Annotated in this window: 17 protein-coding genes; 7 read left to right on the forward strand and 10 right to left on the reverse strand. The window is 55.2% G+C overall.

The window, feature by feature from the left end; genetic code table 11:
- Positions 1-6: 6 nt before the first annotated feature.
- Together AAF463_RS07870 and AAF463_RS07875 are read left to right on the forward strand one after the other, a co-directional pair.
- On the forward strand, positions 7-1,527 hold the full coding sequence (locus AAF463_RS07870; RefSeq protein ID WP_110865966.1) for an aldehyde dehydrogenase family protein: 1,521 nt from the start codon (positions 7-9) through the stop codon (positions 1,525-1,527).
- 173 nt (positions 1,528-1,700) lie between these two features.
- Complete coding sequence (locus AAF463_RS07875; RefSeq protein WP_110865967.1) at positions 1,701-1,913, forward strand: hypothetical protein; 213 nt, start codon at positions 1,701-1,703, stop codon at positions 1,911-1,913.
- 101 nt (positions 1,914-2,014) lie between these two features.
- On the opposite strand, the gene fumA is transcribed toward AAF463_RS07875, so the two are convergent.
- Both fumA and AAF463_RS07885 read right to left on the reverse strand, forming a co-directional pair.
- Positions 2,015-3,658 carry a class I fumarate hydratase FumA gene (gene fumA, locus AAF463_RS07880; protein WP_137385595.1) on the reverse strand — a complete coding sequence of 548 codons (1,644 nt, stop codon included), beginning with the start codon at positions 3,656-3,658 and terminating at the stop codon, positions 2,015-2,017.
- A 164-nt stretch (positions 3,659-3,822) separates the two neighbouring features.
- Entirely contained in the window at positions 3,823-5,337 is a 1,515-nt protein-coding gene (locus AAF463_RS07885; RefSeq protein WP_137385596.1) for an anion permease, read from the reverse strand.
- Positions 5,338-5,942: 605 nt separating this feature from the next.
- On the opposite strand from AAF463_RS07885, the gene AAF463_RS07890 reads away from it, so the two are divergent.
- Positions 5,943-8,723 carry a flavocytochrome c gene (locus tag AAF463_RS07890; RefSeq protein WP_137385597.1) on the forward strand — a complete coding sequence of 927 codons (2,781 nt, stop codon included), beginning with the start codon at positions 5,943-5,945 and terminating at the stop codon, positions 8,721-8,723.
- Positions 8,724-8,774: 51 nt separating this feature from the next.
- Complete coding sequence (locus AAF463_RS07895; protein ID WP_350261821.1) at positions 8,775-9,734, forward strand: FAD:protein FMN transferase; 960 nt, start codon at positions 8,775-8,777, stop codon at positions 9,732-9,734.
- Here the strand turns inward: AAF463_RS07895 and dcuR are convergent.
- The 4 genes from dcuR to AAF463_RS07915 all read right to left on the reverse strand — a co-directional run bounded on the left by dcuR (position 9,728) and on the right by AAF463_RS07915 (position 13,333).
- On the reverse strand, positions 9,728-10,447 hold the full coding sequence (gene dcuR / locus AAF463_RS07900) for a two-component system response regulator DcuR (RefSeq protein WP_008102769.1): 720 nt from the start codon (positions 10,445-10,447) through the stop codon (positions 9,728-9,730). The two genes, AAF463_RS07895 and dcuR, sit on opposite strands and share 7 nt — an antisense overlap.
- Positions 10,444-12,069 (reverse strand): sensor histidine kinase, encoded by a 1,626-nt coding sequence (locus AAF463_RS07905; RefSeq protein ID WP_222233286.1) that lies wholly within the window; start codon positions 12,067-12,069, stop codon positions 10,444-10,446. The genes dcuR and AAF463_RS07905 overlap by 4 nt, the downstream gene beginning before the upstream one ends.
- Positions 12,070-12,178: 109 nt before the next feature.
- The gene (gene msrA / locus AAF463_RS07910) at positions 12,179-12,715 is read right to left on the reverse strand and encodes a peptide-methionine (S)-S-oxide reductase MsrA (protein WP_101760767.1); all 537 of its coding nucleotides are present in this window, start codon (positions 12,713-12,715) and stop codon (positions 12,179-12,181) included.
- A gap of 63 nt (positions 12,716-12,778) precedes the next feature.
- Complete coding sequence (locus AAF463_RS07915; RefSeq protein ID WP_101760766.1) at positions 12,779-13,333, reverse strand: flavin reductase family protein; 555 nt, start codon at positions 13,331-13,333, stop codon at positions 12,779-12,781.
- Between the two features lie 109 nt (positions 13,334-13,442).
- On the opposite strand from AAF463_RS07915, the gene AAF463_RS07920 reads away from it, so the two are divergent.
- A complete protein-coding gene (locus tag AAF463_RS07920; RefSeq protein ID WP_350261982.1) occupies positions 13,443-14,501 on the forward strand; it encodes a nitronate monooxygenase in 1,059 nt (352 codons plus the stop codon).
- A 45-nt stretch (positions 14,502-14,546) separates the two neighbouring features.
- Positions 14,547-14,972: a DCC1-like thiol-disulfide oxidoreductase family protein gene (locus tag AAF463_RS07925; RefSeq protein ID WP_110865972.1), complete on the forward strand. Its 426-nt coding sequence runs from the start codon at positions 14,547-14,549 to the stop codon at positions 14,970-14,972.
- Positions 14,973-14,982: 10 nt separating this feature from the next.
- Here AAF463_RS07925 and AAF463_RS07930 read toward each other — a convergent pair whose 3' ends face one another.
- Positions 14,983-15,909 carry a LysR family transcriptional regulator gene (locus AAF463_RS07930; RefSeq protein WP_350261822.1) on the reverse strand — a complete coding sequence of 309 codons (927 nt, stop codon included), beginning with the start codon at positions 15,907-15,909 and terminating at the stop codon, positions 14,983-14,985.
- A 95-nt stretch (positions 15,910-16,004) separates the two neighbouring features.
- Between AAF463_RS07930 and AAF463_RS07935 the strand changes: the two genes are divergently transcribed.
- On the forward strand, positions 16,005-16,493 hold the full coding sequence (locus AAF463_RS07935) for a GNAT family N-acetyltransferase (protein ID WP_137385627.1): 489 nt from the start codon (positions 16,005-16,007) through the stop codon (positions 16,491-16,493).
- 390 nt (positions 16,494-16,883) lie between these two features.
- Here the strand turns inward: AAF463_RS07935 and AAF463_RS07940 are convergent, their stop codons facing one another.
- The 3 genes from AAF463_RS07940 to AAF463_RS07950 are packed head-to-tail and all read right to left on the reverse strand — an operon-like array spanning position 16,884 to position 19,518.
- Entirely contained in the window at positions 16,884-17,705 is an 822-nt protein-coding gene (locus AAF463_RS07940; RefSeq protein WP_350261823.1) for an alpha/beta hydrolase, read from the reverse strand.
- A gap of 36 nt (positions 17,706-17,741) precedes the next feature.
- The gene (locus tag AAF463_RS07945) at positions 17,742-19,367 is read right to left on the reverse strand and encodes an MFS transporter (RefSeq protein ID WP_350261824.1); all 1,626 of its coding nucleotides are present in this window, start codon (positions 19,365-19,367) and stop codon (positions 17,742-17,744) included.
- Positions 19,354-19,518 (reverse strand): hypothetical protein, encoded by a 165-nt coding sequence (locus tag AAF463_RS07950; RefSeq protein WP_167391167.1) that lies wholly within the window; start codon positions 19,516-19,518, stop codon positions 19,354-19,356. Before AAF463_RS07950 ends, AAF463_RS07945 begins: the two co-directional genes overlap by 14 nt.
- Positions 19,519-19,520 lie beyond the last annotated feature (2 nt).

Here is a 19,520-nt window from a genome sequence, read left to right on the forward strand (position 1 = left end):
AACACCATGCGTTACGCTGCTCCGGGAGAACAAGGTTCTCTCATTACTCTGCAATCGCGTTATGGCAACTTTATCAACGGCGAATTTGTTGCGCCGGTGAACGGTAACTACTTCGTCAACACTTCACCGATCAATGCTTCTACCATTGGCGAATTTCCCCGTTCAGACCGCGCCGATATCGATAACGCCGTGGCTGCCGCCCAGGCCGCTGCCGATGCGTGGGGCAAAACCTCGCCGCAGGCACGCTCGCTGGTGCTGCTGAAAATTGCCGATCGGCTGGAAGAGAATCTGGAATATATCGCGGTCAACGAAACCTGGGATAACGGTAAGCCGGTACGCGAAACGCTGGCGGCGGATCTGCCGCTGGCGGTCGATCACTTCCGCTATTTCGCTGGCTGCGTGCGTGCGCAGGAAGGCACCGCCGCTGAAATCGATGAGTTCACCGCCGCCTATCACTTCCACGAACCGCTGGGCGTGGTCGGGCAAATCATTCCGTGGAACTTCCCGCTGCTGATGGCGGCATGGAAACTGGCGCCTGCGCTCGGCGCAGGTAACTGCGTGGTGTTGAAACCGGCCGAGCAAACACCGCTGTCGATTACGCTGTTTATGGACGTGATCAAAGATCTGCTGCCGCCGGGTGTTATCAACGTGGTACACGGCTACGGTAAAGAGGCAGGCGAAGCGCTGGCATCCCATCCGGGCATCGCCAAAATTGCCTTCACCGGATCCACTGCCACCGGCGGCCATATTCTGGAGCTAGCGGCGAAAAGCCTGATCCCGTCCACCGTTGAACTGGGCGGCAAGTCGCCGAACATCTTCTTCGAAGACATCATGGATGCTGAAGAGAGTTTCATTGAGAAAGCGGCAGAAGGCGTGGTGCTGGGCTTCCTTAATCAGGGTGAAGTTTGTACCTGTCCGTCGCGCGCGCTGGTGCAGGAATCGATCTTTGAGCCGTTTATGGCGGCGGTGATGAAGCGCATCAAAACCATTAAACGTGGCGATCCGCTGGATACCGAAACCATGATTGGCGCGCAGGCGTCGCAGCAGCAGTTCGACAAAATTCTCTCTTATCTGGAAATTGCGCAGCAAGAGGGCGCGCAGGTGCTGCACGGCGGGGGCGTAGAGAAAGTGGGCGAAGAGTTTGCCAGCGGCTACTACATTCAGCCGACGCTGTTGAAAGGCGATAACAGCATGCGCGTGTTCCAGGAGGAGATATTTGGCCCGGTGGTTGGTGTGCTGACCTTCAAAGATGAAGCGGAAGCGCTGGCAATCGCCAATGATTCGATTTACGGACTTGGCGCGGGCGTCTGGACGCGCGACATCAATCGCGCCTATCGCATGGGACGCGCCATCAAAGCCGGTCGCGTGTGGACTAACTGTTATCACCTCTATCCGGCGCACGCGGCGTTTGGCGGCTATAAGAAATCGGGTATTGGTCGCGAAACCCACAAAATGATGCTCGATCATTATCAGCAAACGAAAAACCTACTGGTGAGTTACAGCACGCAACCGCTGGGTTTCTTCTGATTGAATACGGCGGCGGGGCAATCTCGCTGCCTTTTCATCTCTTCGTCATCTTGCCGCTGCAGGATATCCACTTCGCCAGAATTTTCTGATCAAGGTGGCATCTTTAAGCCAGGTCTTGTGTGTTTAAAGGAGGCGATTGGGCAGAATAGCCCACCTATTTTCAAGGAGATTTCATGAACACGTTGTATAACTACCTGGAACAGCATGATGAGATGCTGGACGGTGTGGAGCAAAATATTATTACCGTTAACCTGCCTGGGCGTCAGGCGGTGTATGTGATTGGTCAGAACGATGCTGACCTGCTGCTGGAAGTAAAAGCGCGCGAAATCGCCACGGCACAACGCATGGAAACATTGCGTCAACTGGAGAGCCAATTCCGTTTTTAACCTTTCTGTTTTGCCTCATTCGATGATCAATTCGTCAGAAATATCGCAATAAAAAAGCCGCTATCACAAGATAACGGCTTTTTTGTGGTGCGATGCGCAGATTACTTCACGCAGGCGGCACAGTTATTGTGAATCTGCTGGAAGAAGTCGTTTCCTTTGTCATCCACCAAAATGAATGCCGGGAAGTTTTCCACTTCAATCTTCCAGATCGCTTCCATGCCGAGTTCGGCATACTCCACGCATTCCAGACTCTTAATGCTCTGCTGTGCCAGCACCGCAGCCGGGCCGCCGATGCTGCCCAGGTAGAAGCCGCCGTGTTTTTGACACGCATCGGTAACCTGTTTGCTACGGTTGCCCTTCGCCAGCATCACCATGCTGCCGCCATTGGCCTGCAGCAGATCAACGTAGGAATCCATACGACCTGCAGTGGTTGGGCCGAGTGAACCGGAGGCATAACCTTCTGGCGTCTTCGCTGGACCCGCGTAATAGACCGGATGGTCCTTGATATACTGCGGCAGGCCTTCGCCGTTATCGATGCGCTCTTTCAGCTTGGCGTGCGCAATGTCGCGCGCCACGATAATGGTGCCGTTAAGCGACAAGCGGGTTGAGACCGGATAAGCCGACAGCAGCGCCAGAATTTCGCTCATCGGCTGGTTGAGATCGACATGCACCACTTCGCCTTCACCCTGCTGACGCAGCGCTTCCGGAATATAGCGGCCTGGATTGTCTTCCAACTTCTCAATCCAGATGCCTTCACGGTTGATCTTGGCCTTGATATTTCGGTCTGCGGAACATGACACGCCCATACCCACCGGGCAGGATGCGCCGTGACGCGGCAGACGCACCACGCGGATATCATGCGCAAAATATTTACCGCCGAACTGCGCCCCGAGGCCCAGCTCCTGCGAGGCTTTCAGCAGTTCTTCTTCCAGCTGAATGTCGCGGAACGCCTGACCATGCTCGTTGCCTTCAGTCGGCAGCGAATCGTAATAGTGGGTTGAGGCCAGCTTGACGGTTTTCAGCGTGGCTTCGGCTGAAGTCCCGCCAATCACAAACGCGATATGGTACGGCGGACAGGCCGCGGTACCCAGCGACATCATTTTATCGATCAGGTAGTTCTTCAATTTAGCGGGCGTAATCAGCGCTTTGGTTTCCTGATACAGATAGGTTTTGTTGGCGGAACCGCCACCTTTGGCAATGCACAGGAATTTGTATTCGTCGCCATCAACGCTGTAGAGGTCGATCTGCGCCGGCAGGTTGGTGCCGGTATTCACCTCTTTATACATATCCAGCGCGGCATTCTGTGAATAGCGCAGGTTATCTTCAATAAAGGTGTTGTAAACGCCTTGCGACAGCGCGGCTTCATCGCCGCCACCGGTCCAGACACGCTGGCCTTTTTTGCCCATGATGATGGCGGTGCCAGTATCCTGACAGGTTGGCAGCACGCCTTTGGCGGCAATTTCGGAGTTGCGCAGGAACTGCAGGGCGACGTATTTGTCGTTCTTGCTGGCTTCATCGTCGGCAAGAATGGACGCGACCTGCGCCTGATGCGAGGCGCGCAGCATGAAGGAAGCATCGTGGAATGCCTGCTTCGCCAGCAGCGTCAGCGCTTTGGGATCGACTTTCAGGACTTCTTCGCCATCGAAGTTGGCCACCGAGACGTAATCGCGGCTCAGCAGATAGTATTCGGTATCATCTTTGGCGAGAGGAAAGGGATCCTGATAATAGAAGGGTTTGTTCGACATGTTGGCTCACTTAGCTTCGTGTGGCCCGCCAGCATGACGGGCGACAAATTAGGCAGTTTGTTATTCGATTTTCTCTCGCCAGCCCTCCGCAGGGGCTGACTGGCGAGTATCATAACATTTTCACGGTAATGCGCGGCTCCGTTTTTAACATCGAAGCAACATCATCAGAACATCATCACCATCCATGGATAGGCGACAACCATCAGAAGAACCAGGAACAGCGCGCCGAAGATGGTGCCCAGGCGCCAGTAATCTTTAGTTGGCAGATAGCCGCTACCGTAATAAATCGGGCTTGGGCCGGTGCCGTACGGGGTGATAATGCCCATCACACCCAGAGAAACACACATCATCAGGCAGAACACCGGCATGTTGATGCCCGGAATGGATGCGGCGATGGTCAGCATCGCGGGCAGCAGCGCGGTGGTGTGCGCGGTGGTACTGGCGAACAGGTAATGCAGCAGGTAGAAGGCGACCAGAAGGACGACGGCAGAAACCTGCGGGTCATAGCCTTGCAACAGCATTGCGCCTTCTTTACCCAGCCACGCGATGAAGCCAACGCGCGCTAAACCATCCGCCAGCGCGACCAGCGTGGCAAACCAGGCGAAGGTGTTCCAGGCGGCTTTATTGCTGGTGATGTCATTCCAGTTGAGTACGCCGGTCCACAGCATCAGCACGATGACTAACAGTGCGGCCATTGCGGGCTCAATCCAGGCGGTGGCGAAGATCCACATCATCAGCGCCGCAACCACGAAGCCCAGCAGCAGGATTTCGTTACGTTTCAGTTTACCGAGTTTAGCCAGCTCAGCGGTGGCCCAGCGCGGTACTTCATCGTTCACTTTCACTTCTGGCGGATAGAGCCAGTAAGCCAGCAGCGGCATGGTGAGAATCAGCAGCACGCCCAGCGGTAGGAAGGCGAGGAACCACATGCCCCATGAGATATCAAAGCCCACCACGCTTTTTACCAGCGCCAGCGCCAGCAGGTTTGGTGCCAGCGCAGAAAGGAACATTGAACTGGTGATACAAGCGGCGGTGATCGCCACCCACATCAGGTAGGAACCAATCTTACGTGCGCTAGGATCGTTCGGCTTTGAACCATAGAGCGGTGGCAGGTTAGCAATGATGGGATAGATGGTACCGCCGCTACGCGCGGTGTTGGATGGCGTAAACGGCGCCAGCAACAGGTCAGCGAAGGTAATGGCGTAACCCAGCGTCAGGCTACGACGGCCCAGATATTTCACCAGAATCAGCGCCAGGCGGCGACCGAACTGGGTTTTATCGTAGCCTGCGGCGAACATGAAGGCACCGAAGATCAGCCAGACCGTGGAGTTGCCGAAGCCACTCACCGCCCATTTGAACGACTGCGCCGCGGTTTTGAACTTGGGATCCGCCAGTTCTGCCGGGCTAAACAGCACCCACTGGCTGAACAGCGCAATCACCACCACGCCGGTTAACCCGATAACGGCACCCGGCAGCGGCTCGAAAATCAGTCCCACAATAACCCCGACAAAAATGGCGAAGAAGTGCCAGGCGTAAGGTTCCAATCCCGCAGGAGTCGGTACCAGCAGCAACAGCACAGCCACAATAATTGGCAGGCACAACATTATCAGGCGGTTCTTTTTTTTCCCTGGTGCCGCGGGAGGCGCGGTGAGGGATTCACTCTGGGTTGTTTGTGTGTTCATAGTTTTGTCTGCAAGTTATGGAGAATGCGGATATACGCCCCGAACCAAGCTGGTTTTTTTAGTTACAAAACCCTTTTAACAGATTAGTCGTGACATTTAAAACTGAGTCTTAATAAATCGCCATTTACAAAATTCGATGCGCGAATTATCTAATGGATGCGCTTATGATGCGATTAATTAAAATATCTATTTTGATCTAGATCAATAAAATTTATTGGTGATTTTTTTGCTTTAAACCTGTGCGCCTTAATTAACGAACCATTAGGTGAAAATTAACTGTGTGAGATGAATAAAACGGCACAAATCAAGCAAAAAACAGAGAAAGGAGGCGATTTATCTTTATGATAAGACTAGATTTGTTTTAAATGTAAGGAAAAAGTTGATTTTTGTCAAGTCTTGGTTAAAACTTAGCGGAGCGCAGCTTTTAGCAATAAGCCTCAAATATTATTTTCATGCGTAAAACTTATATAACTAACGAATAAGGTTATGTAAGTAAATAAAATGCTATATTTACGCCATGAAATCGGACCACTCAAATAATTATAAAATTCTCCGAACCGCCAAAGAATTGAATACCAAGTTTCTTAATTCTGGAGTTGCTCATCATGAATACGCTCACCCCGATTCTTAATCCGCTTACGTTACCGAAAGGTGCGGTGCTTAAAAACCGACTGGTTATGGCACCGATGACCACATGTACCGGTTATTACGATGGCGGTGTTACCAGTGACCTTGTCGAATATTATCGCGTGCGCGCCGGCAGCATCGGTACTGTGATTGTCGAGTGCTGCTTTATTGATAACCGTGGCCCTGCGTTTCCAGGCGCGCTCGGTATCGACAGCGACAACAAAATCCCAGGCCTGGCGAAAATCGCCCACGCCATCAAGTCGCAAGGCTCCAAAGCGATTTTGCAGATTTATCACGGCGGCCGTATGGTTGAACCGGCGCTGATCGGCGGTAAAACCCCGGTCGCACCGAGCGCCATCGCCGCACCGCGCGACGGTGCCACTCAACCTCAGGCGCTGACTGCAGAAGAAGTGGATGTGATGATCACCAAGTTTGGTGATGCGGTGAACCGCGCGATCAAAGCCGGCTTCGACGGCGTGGAGATTCACGGCGCCAACACCTATCTTATCCAGCAGTTCTACTCGCCAAACTCCAACCAGCGCGACGACAAATGGGGCGGCAGTCGCGACAATCGCGCGCGTTTCCCACTGGAAGTGCTGGAAATCACCCACAAAATGGCTGACCGCTTCGCTGCGGCAGACTTCATCATCGGCTATCGCTTCTCACCGGAAGAACTGGAAGTGCCGGGCATCCGCTGGGATGACACGCTCTATCTGCTGGAGAAACTGGCAGAACGCGGTCTCGATTACGTGCACTTCTCGGTTGGTCAGCTGCTGCGTCCATCGATTGTTGATACTCAGGACCCAACGCCACTGATCACCAAATATCTGGCACAGCGCTCGCCTAACCTGGCGAAAGTGCCGGTAATCGGCGTCGGCGGCGTCGTCAATAAAGAAGATGCCGAGAATGCGCTGGAGCACGGTTTCGACTTGGTGGCGGTGGGCAAAGCCTGTATCGCCTATCCGGACTGGACCGATCGCGTCATCAAGAATCAGCACATGGAGCTGTATATCGACAGCACCAAGCGCGAAGAGTTGACTATCCCGGAACCGCTGTGGCGCTTCTCACTGGTGGATGCGATGATCCGCGACGTCAGCGATACCGGCCGTAAATACAAAGCGGGCGTTTATCAGGCGAAAGTCGAAGCCGAAGCGCTGAAGCTGAAAATCAACGTTACCCTCGACACCGACCGTATTACCGACATCTCGCTGGTGCCGGATCCGAGCCTCGACGTCGACTTCACCAGCACCTTCGAAAGTCTGCGTGAACGCATTCTGGTGGCGAACAGCCCGCACGTTGACGCCATCACTGGCGCCACCACGCAGAGTGAAGCGCTGAAAAAAGCGGTATCGCGTGCCATGACCACCTCAAGCAAAGAGTATGTGATTGAAGAGGGCGGTAACCCGAACGCACCGGTGAATTACGATGTGGTGGTAGTGGGCACCGGCGGTGCCGGTCTGGCGGCGGCGATTCAGGCGCATGACGATGGCGCACGCGTGGTGATCATCGAGAAGATGCCCACCATCGGCGGTAACACCATCAAAGCCTCGGTCGGGATGAACGCGGCGGAAACCCGTTATCAGAAGTTGAAAGGCATCGAAGACAGCAAAGAGCTGTTCTATGAAGAGACGCTGAAAGGCGGCAAATTCAAAAACAATCCGGTGCTGCTGCGCGAATTTGTTGAGCAGGCGCCCGAAGCGATTGAGTGGCTGGCCGCCAAAGACATCGAGCTGTGCGACATCACCATCACCGGCGGCATGAGCATCGATCGTACTCACCGTCCGGAAGATCGTTCGGCAGTCGGCGGCTTCCTGATCAGCGGGCTGGTAAAAAACGTTAATCTGCGCAATATCGAAGTGTTGCTGGAAACCTCAGTGGCCGAAATTTTAGTGGAAAACGGTGCGGTCACCGGCGTGAAAGTGGTGGATGAGTATAACGACAGCCGCATTATTAACGCCAAAAGCGTGATTGTGGCGACCGGCGGCTTCAGTGCCAACCGCGAAATGGTGGTGAAATATCGCCCTGAGCTGGACGGTTTCGTCACCACCAACCATAAAGGCGCCACCGGCAGCGGCATCGCCATGCTGCAACACATCGGTGCGGATACCGTCGATATGGGTGAAATCCAGATTCACCCAACGGTTGAGCAAACTACGTCGTACCTGATTTCCGAAGCAATGCGCGGCGGCGGGGCGATTCTGGTGAGCCAGGCAGGCAAGCGTTTCTACAATGAAATGGAAACCCGTGACAAAGTGTCCGCTGAGATCATCGCGCTGCCTGAGAAGAGTGCGTGGATTGTGTTTGACGAGCAGGTACGCGCCAACAACAAAGCGGCTGACGAATACATCGCTAAAGGCTTTGTCATCAGCGCGCCAACGCCACACGAGCTGGCGGTGAAACTCAACATGGATCAGGAAGCGCTGCAAACCACGCTCGGTCGTTACAACGAGTTCGTGGCGAAGCAGGATGATGAGGACTTTGGTCGTAAAACCGCGCTGCGTCACCCGCTGAATAAAGGTCCGTACTTCGCGATTCGTATCGCACCGGGCGTGCATCACACCATGGGCGGCGTGACCATTAACACCGATACCGCGGTGCTGGATGCGCAGAAAGAGGTGATTCCAGGCGCATGGGCGGCCGGTGAAGTGGTCGGCGGCATCCACGGCGCCAACCGCATCGGCGGCAATGCGGTGGCCGATATCATCATCTTCGGTATCAAAGCCGGTCACAACGCGGCTAAACTGGCGTTAGGACACTAAGCTGTAAAGATGCCCGCCTTGTGCGGGCATCGTTTTCTTTAGAGGCATGCAATGACCGCTGGCGTCTTTTCTTACTCTGCCGTTCTGATGGGTTCGCCCATTCTGCTCAAATTGTTTGATGACAATCCCACGCTTGCCCGCCACGTATTTCAACTGATTAAACAGCAGGAAAACCTGTTCACCGTCAACCGCGCTGAATCCGAAGTAATGTCGATCAACCACGCCGCAGGCCACCATCCGGTGATCGTCAGCGAGCCAGTGTTTGCGTTAATTAGCGTGGCACACGCCGTGAGTTTACTGCCGGACAGCGCCTTCAATTTCACCATTGGGCCGATTGTGAAGCGCTGGAAAATCGGTTTTCAGGGGCGTGCGGTACCGCCTGCGCCAGAAATCGCGTCCCTGCTGAAGCTGACCGATCCGCATCAGGTGGTGCTCAATCCCGCCGATCGCTCAGTGTTTTTGCAACAGCCAGGCATGGAGATCGATCTTGGCGCCATCGCCAAAGGCTACATCGCCGATCGCGTGCAGGCGTTTTTACGCCAGCAGGGCGTGCAGCAGGCGCTGATCAACTTGGGCGGCAATGTGCAAACGCTGGGTTCGCCGCCGCACGAGCCGCAGGGTTGGGGCATTGGCCTGAAAAAGCCGTTTGGTCGAGATGATGAGCTGTTAGGCGTACTGCAGGTGCAGGGCAAATCGGTGGTGACGTCGGGGATTTATGAGCGCTACTTCGAACTGGACGGCCGCTGCTGGCATCATATTTTTGATCCGCAAACCGGCTATCCGCTTGATAACGAACTGCTGAGCGTGACGGTGATTTCCGATCGCTCGATTGATGGCGATATCTACACCACGCTGCTCTTTGGCATGGGCGTGGAGCAAGGGCTGGCTTATCTCGCGGACCAGCCCGACATCGACGCGGTGTTTGTCACGCGCGATCGGCAGATCATCTGCTCCTCGCCGCAGCACTTTCACTTCCAGCAGCTCGATGTCGACTGGCAGCTACGTTACTGACAATATTGCTGCAGCAGCGAATGGTATTCCGGCTGCAGGCGATAGCGGTACACCGGACGGCCGGTCGCGCCATAGTGAATGCTGGTGAACAGAATATTAATCTGCGCCAGCCAAATCAGGTATTTACGACACGACACGCGCGAGATGTTCACTTCAGCTGCCAGTTCGTCAGTCGAAAATTCATGCCCCGGATGCGCATCAATCCACTGACACAGCGTGCGCAGCGTTTGCGGCGTTAAGCCTTTTGGCAGGCGCTTATTGTCGTGCTGCGTCGCCGGGCTGCCGTGAATCAGCAGATCCACATCCGCTTGCTGATAATAATGCTGATTGTCCATCAGCGATTTCTTCTGCCGCCAGCCGGTCAGCGCCTCTTCAAAACGTGGGAACTGGAACGGTTTGATCAGGTAATCCACCACGCCGTAGTGCAGCGAGGTTTTGATATTCTCCGCATCGGCCGCCGACGAAATGATGATCACTTCCACCGCGCTCTGCGCCGTGCGCAGCTCCGGCAACAGATCGAGGCCATTCTCCTGCTGCATATAGATATCCAGCAGCACCAGATCGACCGCAGTATCGCTATTGAACAGGATCTCTTTCGCCTGCTTCAAGGTTGAGGCGGTGCCACAACAGTGAAAGCCCTGAATTTGGCCGATATACGCGCGATTAAGCTCGGCGACCATGGCGTCATCATCGACCACTAACACATTGATCATGCGGATTGGTTTCCTCCATCCCAGGGAAGTTGGACTAAAAATTGGGTAAACACGCCGGGTTCTGACTCCACACTCACGCTGCCACCGATATTTTCGGTTTGCTGCTGCAGCAGAAACAGCCCGACACCGCGGTTTTCACCTTTGGTGGAGAAGCCTTTTTCGAAAATGGTGCTGAGATGATCGGCTTCAATGCCCGGACCATCATCACTCACTTCACAGGTCAGCCAACCGTTTTGGTAGTGCAGCATCACGTGAATCTCGCCTTCTACCTGCTCGCTCATCGCATCCAGCGCATTCTCAATCAGATTGCCGATCACCGTAATCAGCGCCGCCATCTGCTGCTCATTGCCGCTGTCGGGCAGGAAGCTGGCATCGCTGATGGTCAGGCGATGGCCGCAATCCGACGCGCGGTTGATTTTGCTCAGCAAGAAACCAGCAATCACCGGCGACTTAATCTTATCGAGCAGGAAACCGATCTCCGTCTGGTAATTATTGGCGGTTTTGAGAATGTAGCTTTCCACCTGCGTGTAGTTTTTCATGTGCAGCAGGCCGAGGATTACATGCAGCTTGTTCATAAACTCGTGCGAGCGCTCACGCAGCGCATCGACGTAGTTTACCATGCCCGTCAGACGCTGCATCAGTTGACTGATTTCCGTCTTGTCCCTGAAGGTGCAGACCGCGCCGATAATCCGTCCCTGCGTGCGCACCGGTACGGTGTTGCTTAGCAACACGCGGCCATTCACATTCAACTCTTCATCACGCCGCGCCCGCCCGCTGTGCAGCACATCCCGCAGATGATCGTCAATCACTGAGGCATCGTAGATGCGGTCGCCGCTGATGGTGCCCATCGAATCGTTCAGCAGCGATCGCGCCGCCTGATTCACCAGCGTCACCTGCGCCTGATCATCCATCGCCACCACGCCTTCTTTTAGCGAGTTGAGAATCGCCTGACGCTGTTCAAACAGGGTAGAAATTTCGTAGGGTTCGAGGCCAAACAGGATGCGCTTCAACACACGAACCAGTACAAAAGTACCGATGGCGCCGGCCAGCGTGCCAATAAAGATGGTCCACAGGATGCTCCAGCGGCTCTCGTTGATCTGCACCGAAACGGCATCCAGCGAGATGCCAATCGCCACCACGCCAATCTGCTGATGCTGATTGTTGTACACCGGCGTAAACACGCGCAGCGCTTTCGCCAGCGAACCTTTATTCACCGAGACGTTTTCATGGCCGCGCAGCGCGGGCTCCAGATCGTCACCGATAAAGTGTTTGCCAATCAGTTCAGGATTGCGATGCGAATAGCGGATGCCGTCCATGTTGGTGACAGTAATGAACAGCAAATTATTGGTCTCTTCCACCGCTTTGGCGATCGGCTGGATGCGCGTGCCATCCGGCGGGAACGCCAATGCACGCTGGATTTCCGGTGAGTCGGCCAGCGTGCGCGCCACCGCCATGGCTTTATCTTCCAGCTGCGCGCGGGTCGCTGCGCCAATCTGGAAGAAATAGAACATATGCACGCTGAGCAGCACCAGCACAATCACTGCGCTGAGCATCAGGGTGACCAGCGTATTGAGCTTCATCGGCTGCTTGCGCGCCGCGGTTCCTTGCTGTGAAGAAGACATGATCGCTCTCGGAGGAGAAGAGGGCACATATTATGACGGATAAACAGAAGAAGGTCGCGCACCATGTAAGGCCGCCATTCGTGGCGGCCTCGACATTGGCGGTACTGAATTAACTCGATTTAACGCGATTCGCAAAGCTCTTACGCAGCTTTTGCAGTTTCGGTGGGATTACCGCCATGCAGTAGCCGTTGCGCTGACCCGCGCCTTGCCAATAATCCTGATGATAACCTTCTGCCGCATACCACTCTTTCAGCGGCTCGATGGTGGTCACTACCGGATCGCTCAGATTCTCCTGCGCGCGCGCAATCGCGGCAATCGCTTCGGCTTCCTGCTCAGCATTCGCCGGGAAAATCGCAGAGCGATATTGGGTGCCAACATCATTGCCCTGGCGGTTCAGCGTAGTGGGATCGTGGGTGGCAAAGCTGATATCCAGCAGATCGCCGTACTTCACCTGCTCTGGATCGAAACCAATGCGAATCGCTTCTGCGTGGCCGGTCGCACCGCTGCACACCTGCTCGTAGGTTGGATTCGGGCGTGCGCCGCCGGTATATCCACTCTCGACTGACTCCACGCCAATCACATCTTTAAACACTGCTTCAGTACACCAGAAACAGCCACCTGCGATCACCGCATATTCGGTTGCCATTATATCTACTCCTGTCAGGGCGAAAGAATCAAAGTGGGGGCAAGCCCATATCAATTCAAGCAGTTAAATTAACATTTCAGGCTTAAAGTCGCCGCGCTTGTCGAGCCGCAAATTGCTCATCACGCTGAAGCGTCCTTCGCCGGTGTAGTGCAGCGTCGGCGGAAACTCCGGCGTTTCAGCTACATGCGCTTTAACAATCTCAAAGATAAAAAAGTTGTAGTTATCTACCATTGAATCGTCATACAGCTGGCACTCAAAGCTGGCAAAGCAATCGCCGATTAACGGCGCATTGACCACGCTTGCCGGTTCGGGCGTCAGATTGAAGGCATCAAACTTATCGAGACGATCGCCGTGGCTGTTACCGATCGCCACCACGCTGTCCACCAGATTGGCCGACGGCACGTTAATCACGCACTGGCCGCTCTGGCGAATCAGTTCATGGCTGTAATTGCCGCCGGCAATCATGCAGCCAACCAGCGACGGCGAGAACTCCAGAATGGTGTGCCAGCCGAGCGTCATGATGTCGCGATGATCCTCAAACTGGGAACTCAGCAGCACCACCGGACCCGGCTCCAGATACTTCCGCGCTTTGCTTACCGGAAAGTCGATTTTATGCATCGGGATTCTCCTATTGTAGGTACAGACACATTAAGTGTAGATGCCAGCCTTTACCGAGCCGAAAAATCGCGGCATCTTATCGGCTACCTCTTACCAACAGGCCAATAATATGAACAACATCCTGTGTCAGACCCTTAACCTTCGCTATCCGATCGTTCAGGCGCCGATGGCGGGCGTCTCGACGCCGGAACTGGCGGCGGCGGTGAGCACCAGCGGCGCGCTGGGTTCGATCAGCGTGGGCGCCTCAACGCCGCAGCAGGCGGATAGCATGATCCGCAAAACGCTCGCCCTGACAGCCGCGCCCATCAACGTCAACGTCTTCTGCCACGCGCCGGTGCAGCGCAATCCTCAGTTAGAACAGGCGTGGATCGCACGTTTCAAGCCGGTGTTTGCTCGCTATGAAGCGACACCGCCCGATGCGCTGTCAGAAATTTATCAAACGTTTGTGGATAATCACGCGATGCTGGATGTGCTGCTGGACACCGCGCCCGCCGCAGTGAGTTTCCACTTTGGCTTGCCGTCCGCCGCTGTTGTGCAGCGCTTGAAAAGTCGCGGCATTATCACGCTGGCGAGCGCTACCAGCGTTGCTGAAGCAGGTGCCATCGAAGCCGCCGACATCGATTTGATTGTGGCGCAGGGTATTGAGGCGGGCGGGCATCGCGGGATATTCCATCCAGAAAATGACGATCAGCAGCTCAGCACCTTTACGCTGGTGCAGGCGATTCGCCGGGCGTCGCGGCTGCCGGTGATTGCCGCCGGCGGCGTGATGGATGGCGTGGGCATGGCTGCCATGCTCAAGCTGGGCGCGGCGGGTGTACAGCTGGGTACCGCGTTTATTCTGTGCCCGGAATCCGCCGCCAATGCGGCATACCGTCAGGCGCTGAAAAGCGCGCAGGCCAACAGCACCGAGATGATTGCCGCCATTTCTGGCCGATCGGCAAGATGTCTCACCAACGATTTTTGCCAGCTGGCGCGCGAGTTCGCGCAGGATGCCATTCCCCCTTATCCACTCACCTACGCGCTGGGCAAAGCGCTCGCTGCCGCCGCCGCCGCTAAAGGCGCGCACGGCTTTGGCGCGCAGTGGGCCGGGCAGGGCGCCGCGCTGGCGCGGGAAATGCCGGCGGCAGAATTAATTAACACGCTGGTGGCGGAGTGGCAGGCGGCGTAACGCAGCTTTTCTGCTGCGACCATCTCTAGGGTTGAGGAGACGATGATGACAAACCCAGCCGGGATAAATCCCGGAGAACAGGTCGTTTTATACGACGGCGTATGCAAACTGTGCAACGCGTGGGTGATGTTTCTCCTGCGTCACCGCATTCCACGCCATGTACGTTTTGCGGCGGTTCAGAGTGAGCAGGGGAAAGCGCTATTACGTTTTGTCGGTCTGCCAGATGAAGATATTCGCACCATCGTTTTGATTGATGGGCAAAATCATTGGCTCCGTGCGCAGGCAATTTTCCGCATCATGCACTATATGCCGTGGCCGTGGCGCGTTTTGTCTGTCGTGAGGTTTATGCCTGACGTTATCAGCAATTATTGTTACGACCGCATTGCGCTAAATCGCTATCGGCTTTTTGGTCGCTACAACGAGCATTACCCCATTAAATCCGATTATCACGGACGATTTTTAGACCAGTAAAAATCGTCCGTTAATCCTCGAAACGGAACGCTTGCTGCGAAATGGTTTTAGCCATCATCGATTTAATCCATTCCGTAGGTTCCCGTTTACCGCTGCGTTTGTGTGAATAGATTTTCACGGTGAACCTTGGCGCGGGAAACGGCAGCCTGAATGAGGTCACATCGGCGGCCTGTTTGATTTTACTGGCAACGAAAGACGGGATCGCCATCAGCAATTCACTTTCCGCGATAATAAAGGGCGCACTCAGCATTGACGGCGTTCTGATGGCGATGCGGCGTTTAAGGCCCATGCGCGCAAGATGGGAATCCAGTAATCCCTGCTTTTCATTCCACGGCGTAACCACCAGATGCCCGGCGGCAAGATAGTCGTCAAGATTCAGACTGCTGCGTCGCGCATTGGCAATCACCATAAATTCATCACTGAATAAATCGGTCTCGTCGAGATCGGGATGATGCATGCTATCCGGCTCGCTAAAACTCAGCGCCATATCGATTTCACCCGCCAGTAATTCAATCAGCGCCGGATTATGCGGCAAATGGCAGAGTTCAAAACTCAGGTTGGGTGCCGTATCAGTCAGCGCATGCATCAGCCGCGGAAAGACACAAAAAGCGGTGTAATCCGTTACCGCAATTCTAAAACAGTCATCACTGGTCAGCGGATCAAAAGGCTGCAGCGGGCTGAGATGCCGATTTAATCCGGTTAGCGTTTCGGCAATATAGGGCGCCAGCTGGCAGGCATAAACGCTGGGACACATTTTGTGGCCTTCGCGGTAGAACAGCGGATCTTTAAAAAACTCACGTAATCGGGACAGCGCGTGACTTAACGCGGAAGTACTCAAACTGAGCTCAATCGCCGCCAGCCTGACCGAACGATGTCTGAAAACTGCGTCGAAAACGGGGAGGAGATTCAAGTCCAGTCGACGCAGCACATGATGCATGAAATTCACCTATCATTGATTTTATTGCACTTATTTCATCGAACAATACCCATTATGCTGGGCAGCATCAATCTGATTAAATAAGAAAATAATGCATGAAGATGACTATTCGGCCAGCCAATCCTGAAGACGCGGACGCCATTTACGACATGATTGCTGAGTTGTCGGTTTATGAACATGGATTACAGCAGTCACCAACTACCGTGGAAGAGATCAGATCGACGCTATTCAATCCCGAAAGCCATAGCGAAGCGTTGATGTGCGAGATTGATGGCATAACCGCCGGGTACGCAGTGATTACCCGCAGCTACTCGGCGTGGCTGGGGCGGCGCGGACTCTATATGGAAGACTTGTACTTCTCGCCCAATTTTCGCGGCCTCGGTGCAGGCAAAGCGCTGCTGCAGTATGTCGCGCAGCACGCGGTCAATCATCAGTGCAACCGCATTGAGTGGAGTGCGTTAGATTGGGATCAGTCGGCCAGAGAGTTCTATCTCAGTATTGATGCGCTGCCGTTAAATGAGTGGGTGCGTTATCGGCTCGACGGGGCGGCATTAGAGAAATTTGCTGCCGCCACGCCGCAATAGTTCTCTGCCACAAAAGGCCCGCCAAAATGGCCTAATGCTCATGTCAGCCAGGCCAACGACGAGTGTGCAGGCCGGTGGCACTTTTGGGCCGGCTGTCCTCGCGCCGCTAACGCGGTTCCTTCACTTCGCTCGTCAGCCTAACGGACCGGCGAAGACGGGACTTCCCTGTCCCGGCTTCGCCTTTCGCCCGCGTCCTGCGGGCTCTCCTGGCTTCCTCGCTTCGTTCAGCGCTGCGAATTGCCGGCCCAAAATTGCCCCCGGCCCGCTTCGACGCTTCAGTGCGTGACGCAGCAGATGTGTCAGAGCCCGCACGATTAACGCAGCCCTTAAGCCAAACTCTTTCATAACTGACAAGTATTAGGCCAAACCGGCCGATTAATGTTATTCCCGTTAAAGCGATTGCAGGAACGTCAGCAGATCGGCGTTGAGCTGATCGGTATGCGTCACCGCAAAGCCGTGCGGTGCGTTGTCATACACTTTCAGCTGCGCGCCAGCGATCATTTCGGCGGCGACTTTCCCGGTGGTTTCGAACGGCACGACCTGGTCGTTGCTGCCGTGAATCACCAGCGTCGGCACGTCGATTTTTGCCATATCAGGACGGAAGTCGGTTTCCGAAAACGCGGTAACACAATCAATCGTCCCTTTTAGTGACGCCAGCAGCGCAATATTCAACGTCTGCGTCAGCGCGCCTTCTGAAACCGTTTGACCGGCGTTGGTGCCGTAGAACGGTGTGGCAAAATCACTGATGAACTGCGCGCGATCTTTACGTAAGCCCTGACGAATGCCTTCAAACACCGACAAATCGACGCCTGCCGGATAATCATCGGCCTTGCCGAAGATCGGTGTTACCGCGCCCAACAGCACTAAGCTATCCACGCGCGCTGTGCCGTAATTGTTGATGTAGCGCGCCACATCGCCGCCACCCATTGAGAAGCCCACCAGCGTCACGTTTTGCAGATCCAGATGGCTAATCAGGTCGTTAATATCCGATGCAAAAGTATCGTAGTTGTAGCCTTCCCACGGTTGATCGGAACGGCCAAAGCCGCGGCGGTCAAAAGCGATAACGCGGTAGCCTTTCTCCGCCAGGAAATTCAGCTGGCTGTCCCACATATCCCCGTCGAGCGGCCAGCCGTGACTGAATAGCACCGGCTTGCCGGCACCCCAATCTTTGAAATAAATCTGCGTACCATCCTGCGTCTTAAATGTGCTCATGTTTCGGCCTTATTAATGTCGATGAATGAGAACGCCTTATTCAGGCGCCACGAGATAACGAATTTCCGGAAGTTCCGTGCCTTGATGGAATGCCAGCACGCGGTTCTGAATCTTTTGATCGTTCATGGTGTAGCGCTCGCGCTGACGCAGATGCTCCATCCATGAGCCAACCACAAAGGTCTCGACAAACATGTCGGGTTGCAGCATGTCCTCATACAGAGACCAGTTTAGCGCGCCGCCACGCCGTCTGACGCGACGCATATCCTGCATGCACACCGCAAAGGCATGCGCATCACTGCGGTTGATCTGATAATGATAGCTGACCATCACCGGCCCGCGATCGTGACGAATCTCCAGCACGGGCAAGGGATCGCTGACCGTGCTGAGGTCGAGGTTCAGATCCGGATCCTGATCCAGCCGCCAGCGCAGCACCGTCAGGCTCGCCAGCAGCATGCCGACAGTGGCGACAGTCAGTGACAATGGAATGCTGAATATCGATGCCAGCTGTCCCCAAATGGCGCTGCCTAACGTCATGGAGCCAAAAAACACCGTCAGATAGACCGCCAGCGCCCGGGCTTTCACCCATTTGGCGGCACTGCGCTGCGCGCCAAGATTGAGGGTGGAAAGCACGGCAATCCACGCAAAGCCGGTAAAGAACTCGAACGCATTCAGCAACCAGAGGTGACGAATAAACGCCAGCGCCAGCAGAGTGATGGCAAACATCAGGCTCGCCAGCACCATCAGCTGATCGGGATTAAAGCGTTTGCGCATACGCGGCAACAGCAGCGCGCCGCAAATCGCGCCGATGCCGATGCAACCCAGCATAATGCCGTAGCCGCCGGGCCCAAGGCCCAGTTCGCGTCGAGCCACCAGCGGTAACAGCGCCCAACCGGCACTGCCAAACACAAAGAAAGCGATGGTGCGCACCAGCACATTGCGCAGTACCGGCGCAGCATGCACATAGCGCACGCCGGCACGCACCGCCGGGAAGAAGTGCTCCGGCGGCAAACGCTGCACGCTGGGCTGTGCTTGCCACACATACAGCACCAGAAACACGCCGAGTACCGAAAGCGCATTCAGCAGAAACACCATCCACGGACCGGCAAACGACAGAATCAGGCCGCCGAGCGCCGGGCCGATAGCGCGACTGATGTTAATGCCGAGCGAGTTAAGCGCAATCGCCGGGCCGAGCTCCTCCTTACTGACCAAATCCGGCACGATGGCCTGGAAGGGCGGAGAACTCATGGCCGCGCCGGTACTCAGCAGGAACGCCGCAATCAGCAGCACCATCGGTGTGACCAGGTCTGCCCAGGAAAGGAATGTCAGGCTCGCGGCGGCAATAAACACCCAGATTTGCGAGAACAGCAGGTATTTACGCCGGTCAACGATATCCGCCATCACGCCAGACGGCAGTGCAAACAGAAACATCGGTAAGCTGCTGGCGGCCTGCACCAGCGCCACCGAGAGCGGATCGGCGCTCAGTGTCAGCATGGTCCAGTTAACGCCTACGTCGTTCATCCATGAACCGACATTGGATACCACGGTAGCGATCCACAGCATGCGGAACACGCGCTGGCGCAGCGGCTGCCATGGTGAAACCGTCTGCGAAACGGGCGGCAGATCCGCCTCGGGGATGTCATGAATGTCATTAACCTGCGCCATGAACAACCTCCGAAACGCCGCCAAACACGCGCCAGCGACCGGGGCCGGTCAGCGCCAGCGTGGTGAAAATGATCAGCAGCAGGCAGCCGGTAAGGCGCAGGAAGAACAGCCCCGCATCAATGCGAGGCGGCTGTGAGAGTGAATGTTTCATGG

This window comes from Pantoea sp. BJ2 (assembly GCF_040255075.1).
GTDB lineage: Bacteria > Pseudomonadota > Gammaproteobacteria > Enterobacterales > Enterobacteriaceae > Pantoea > Pantoea leporis.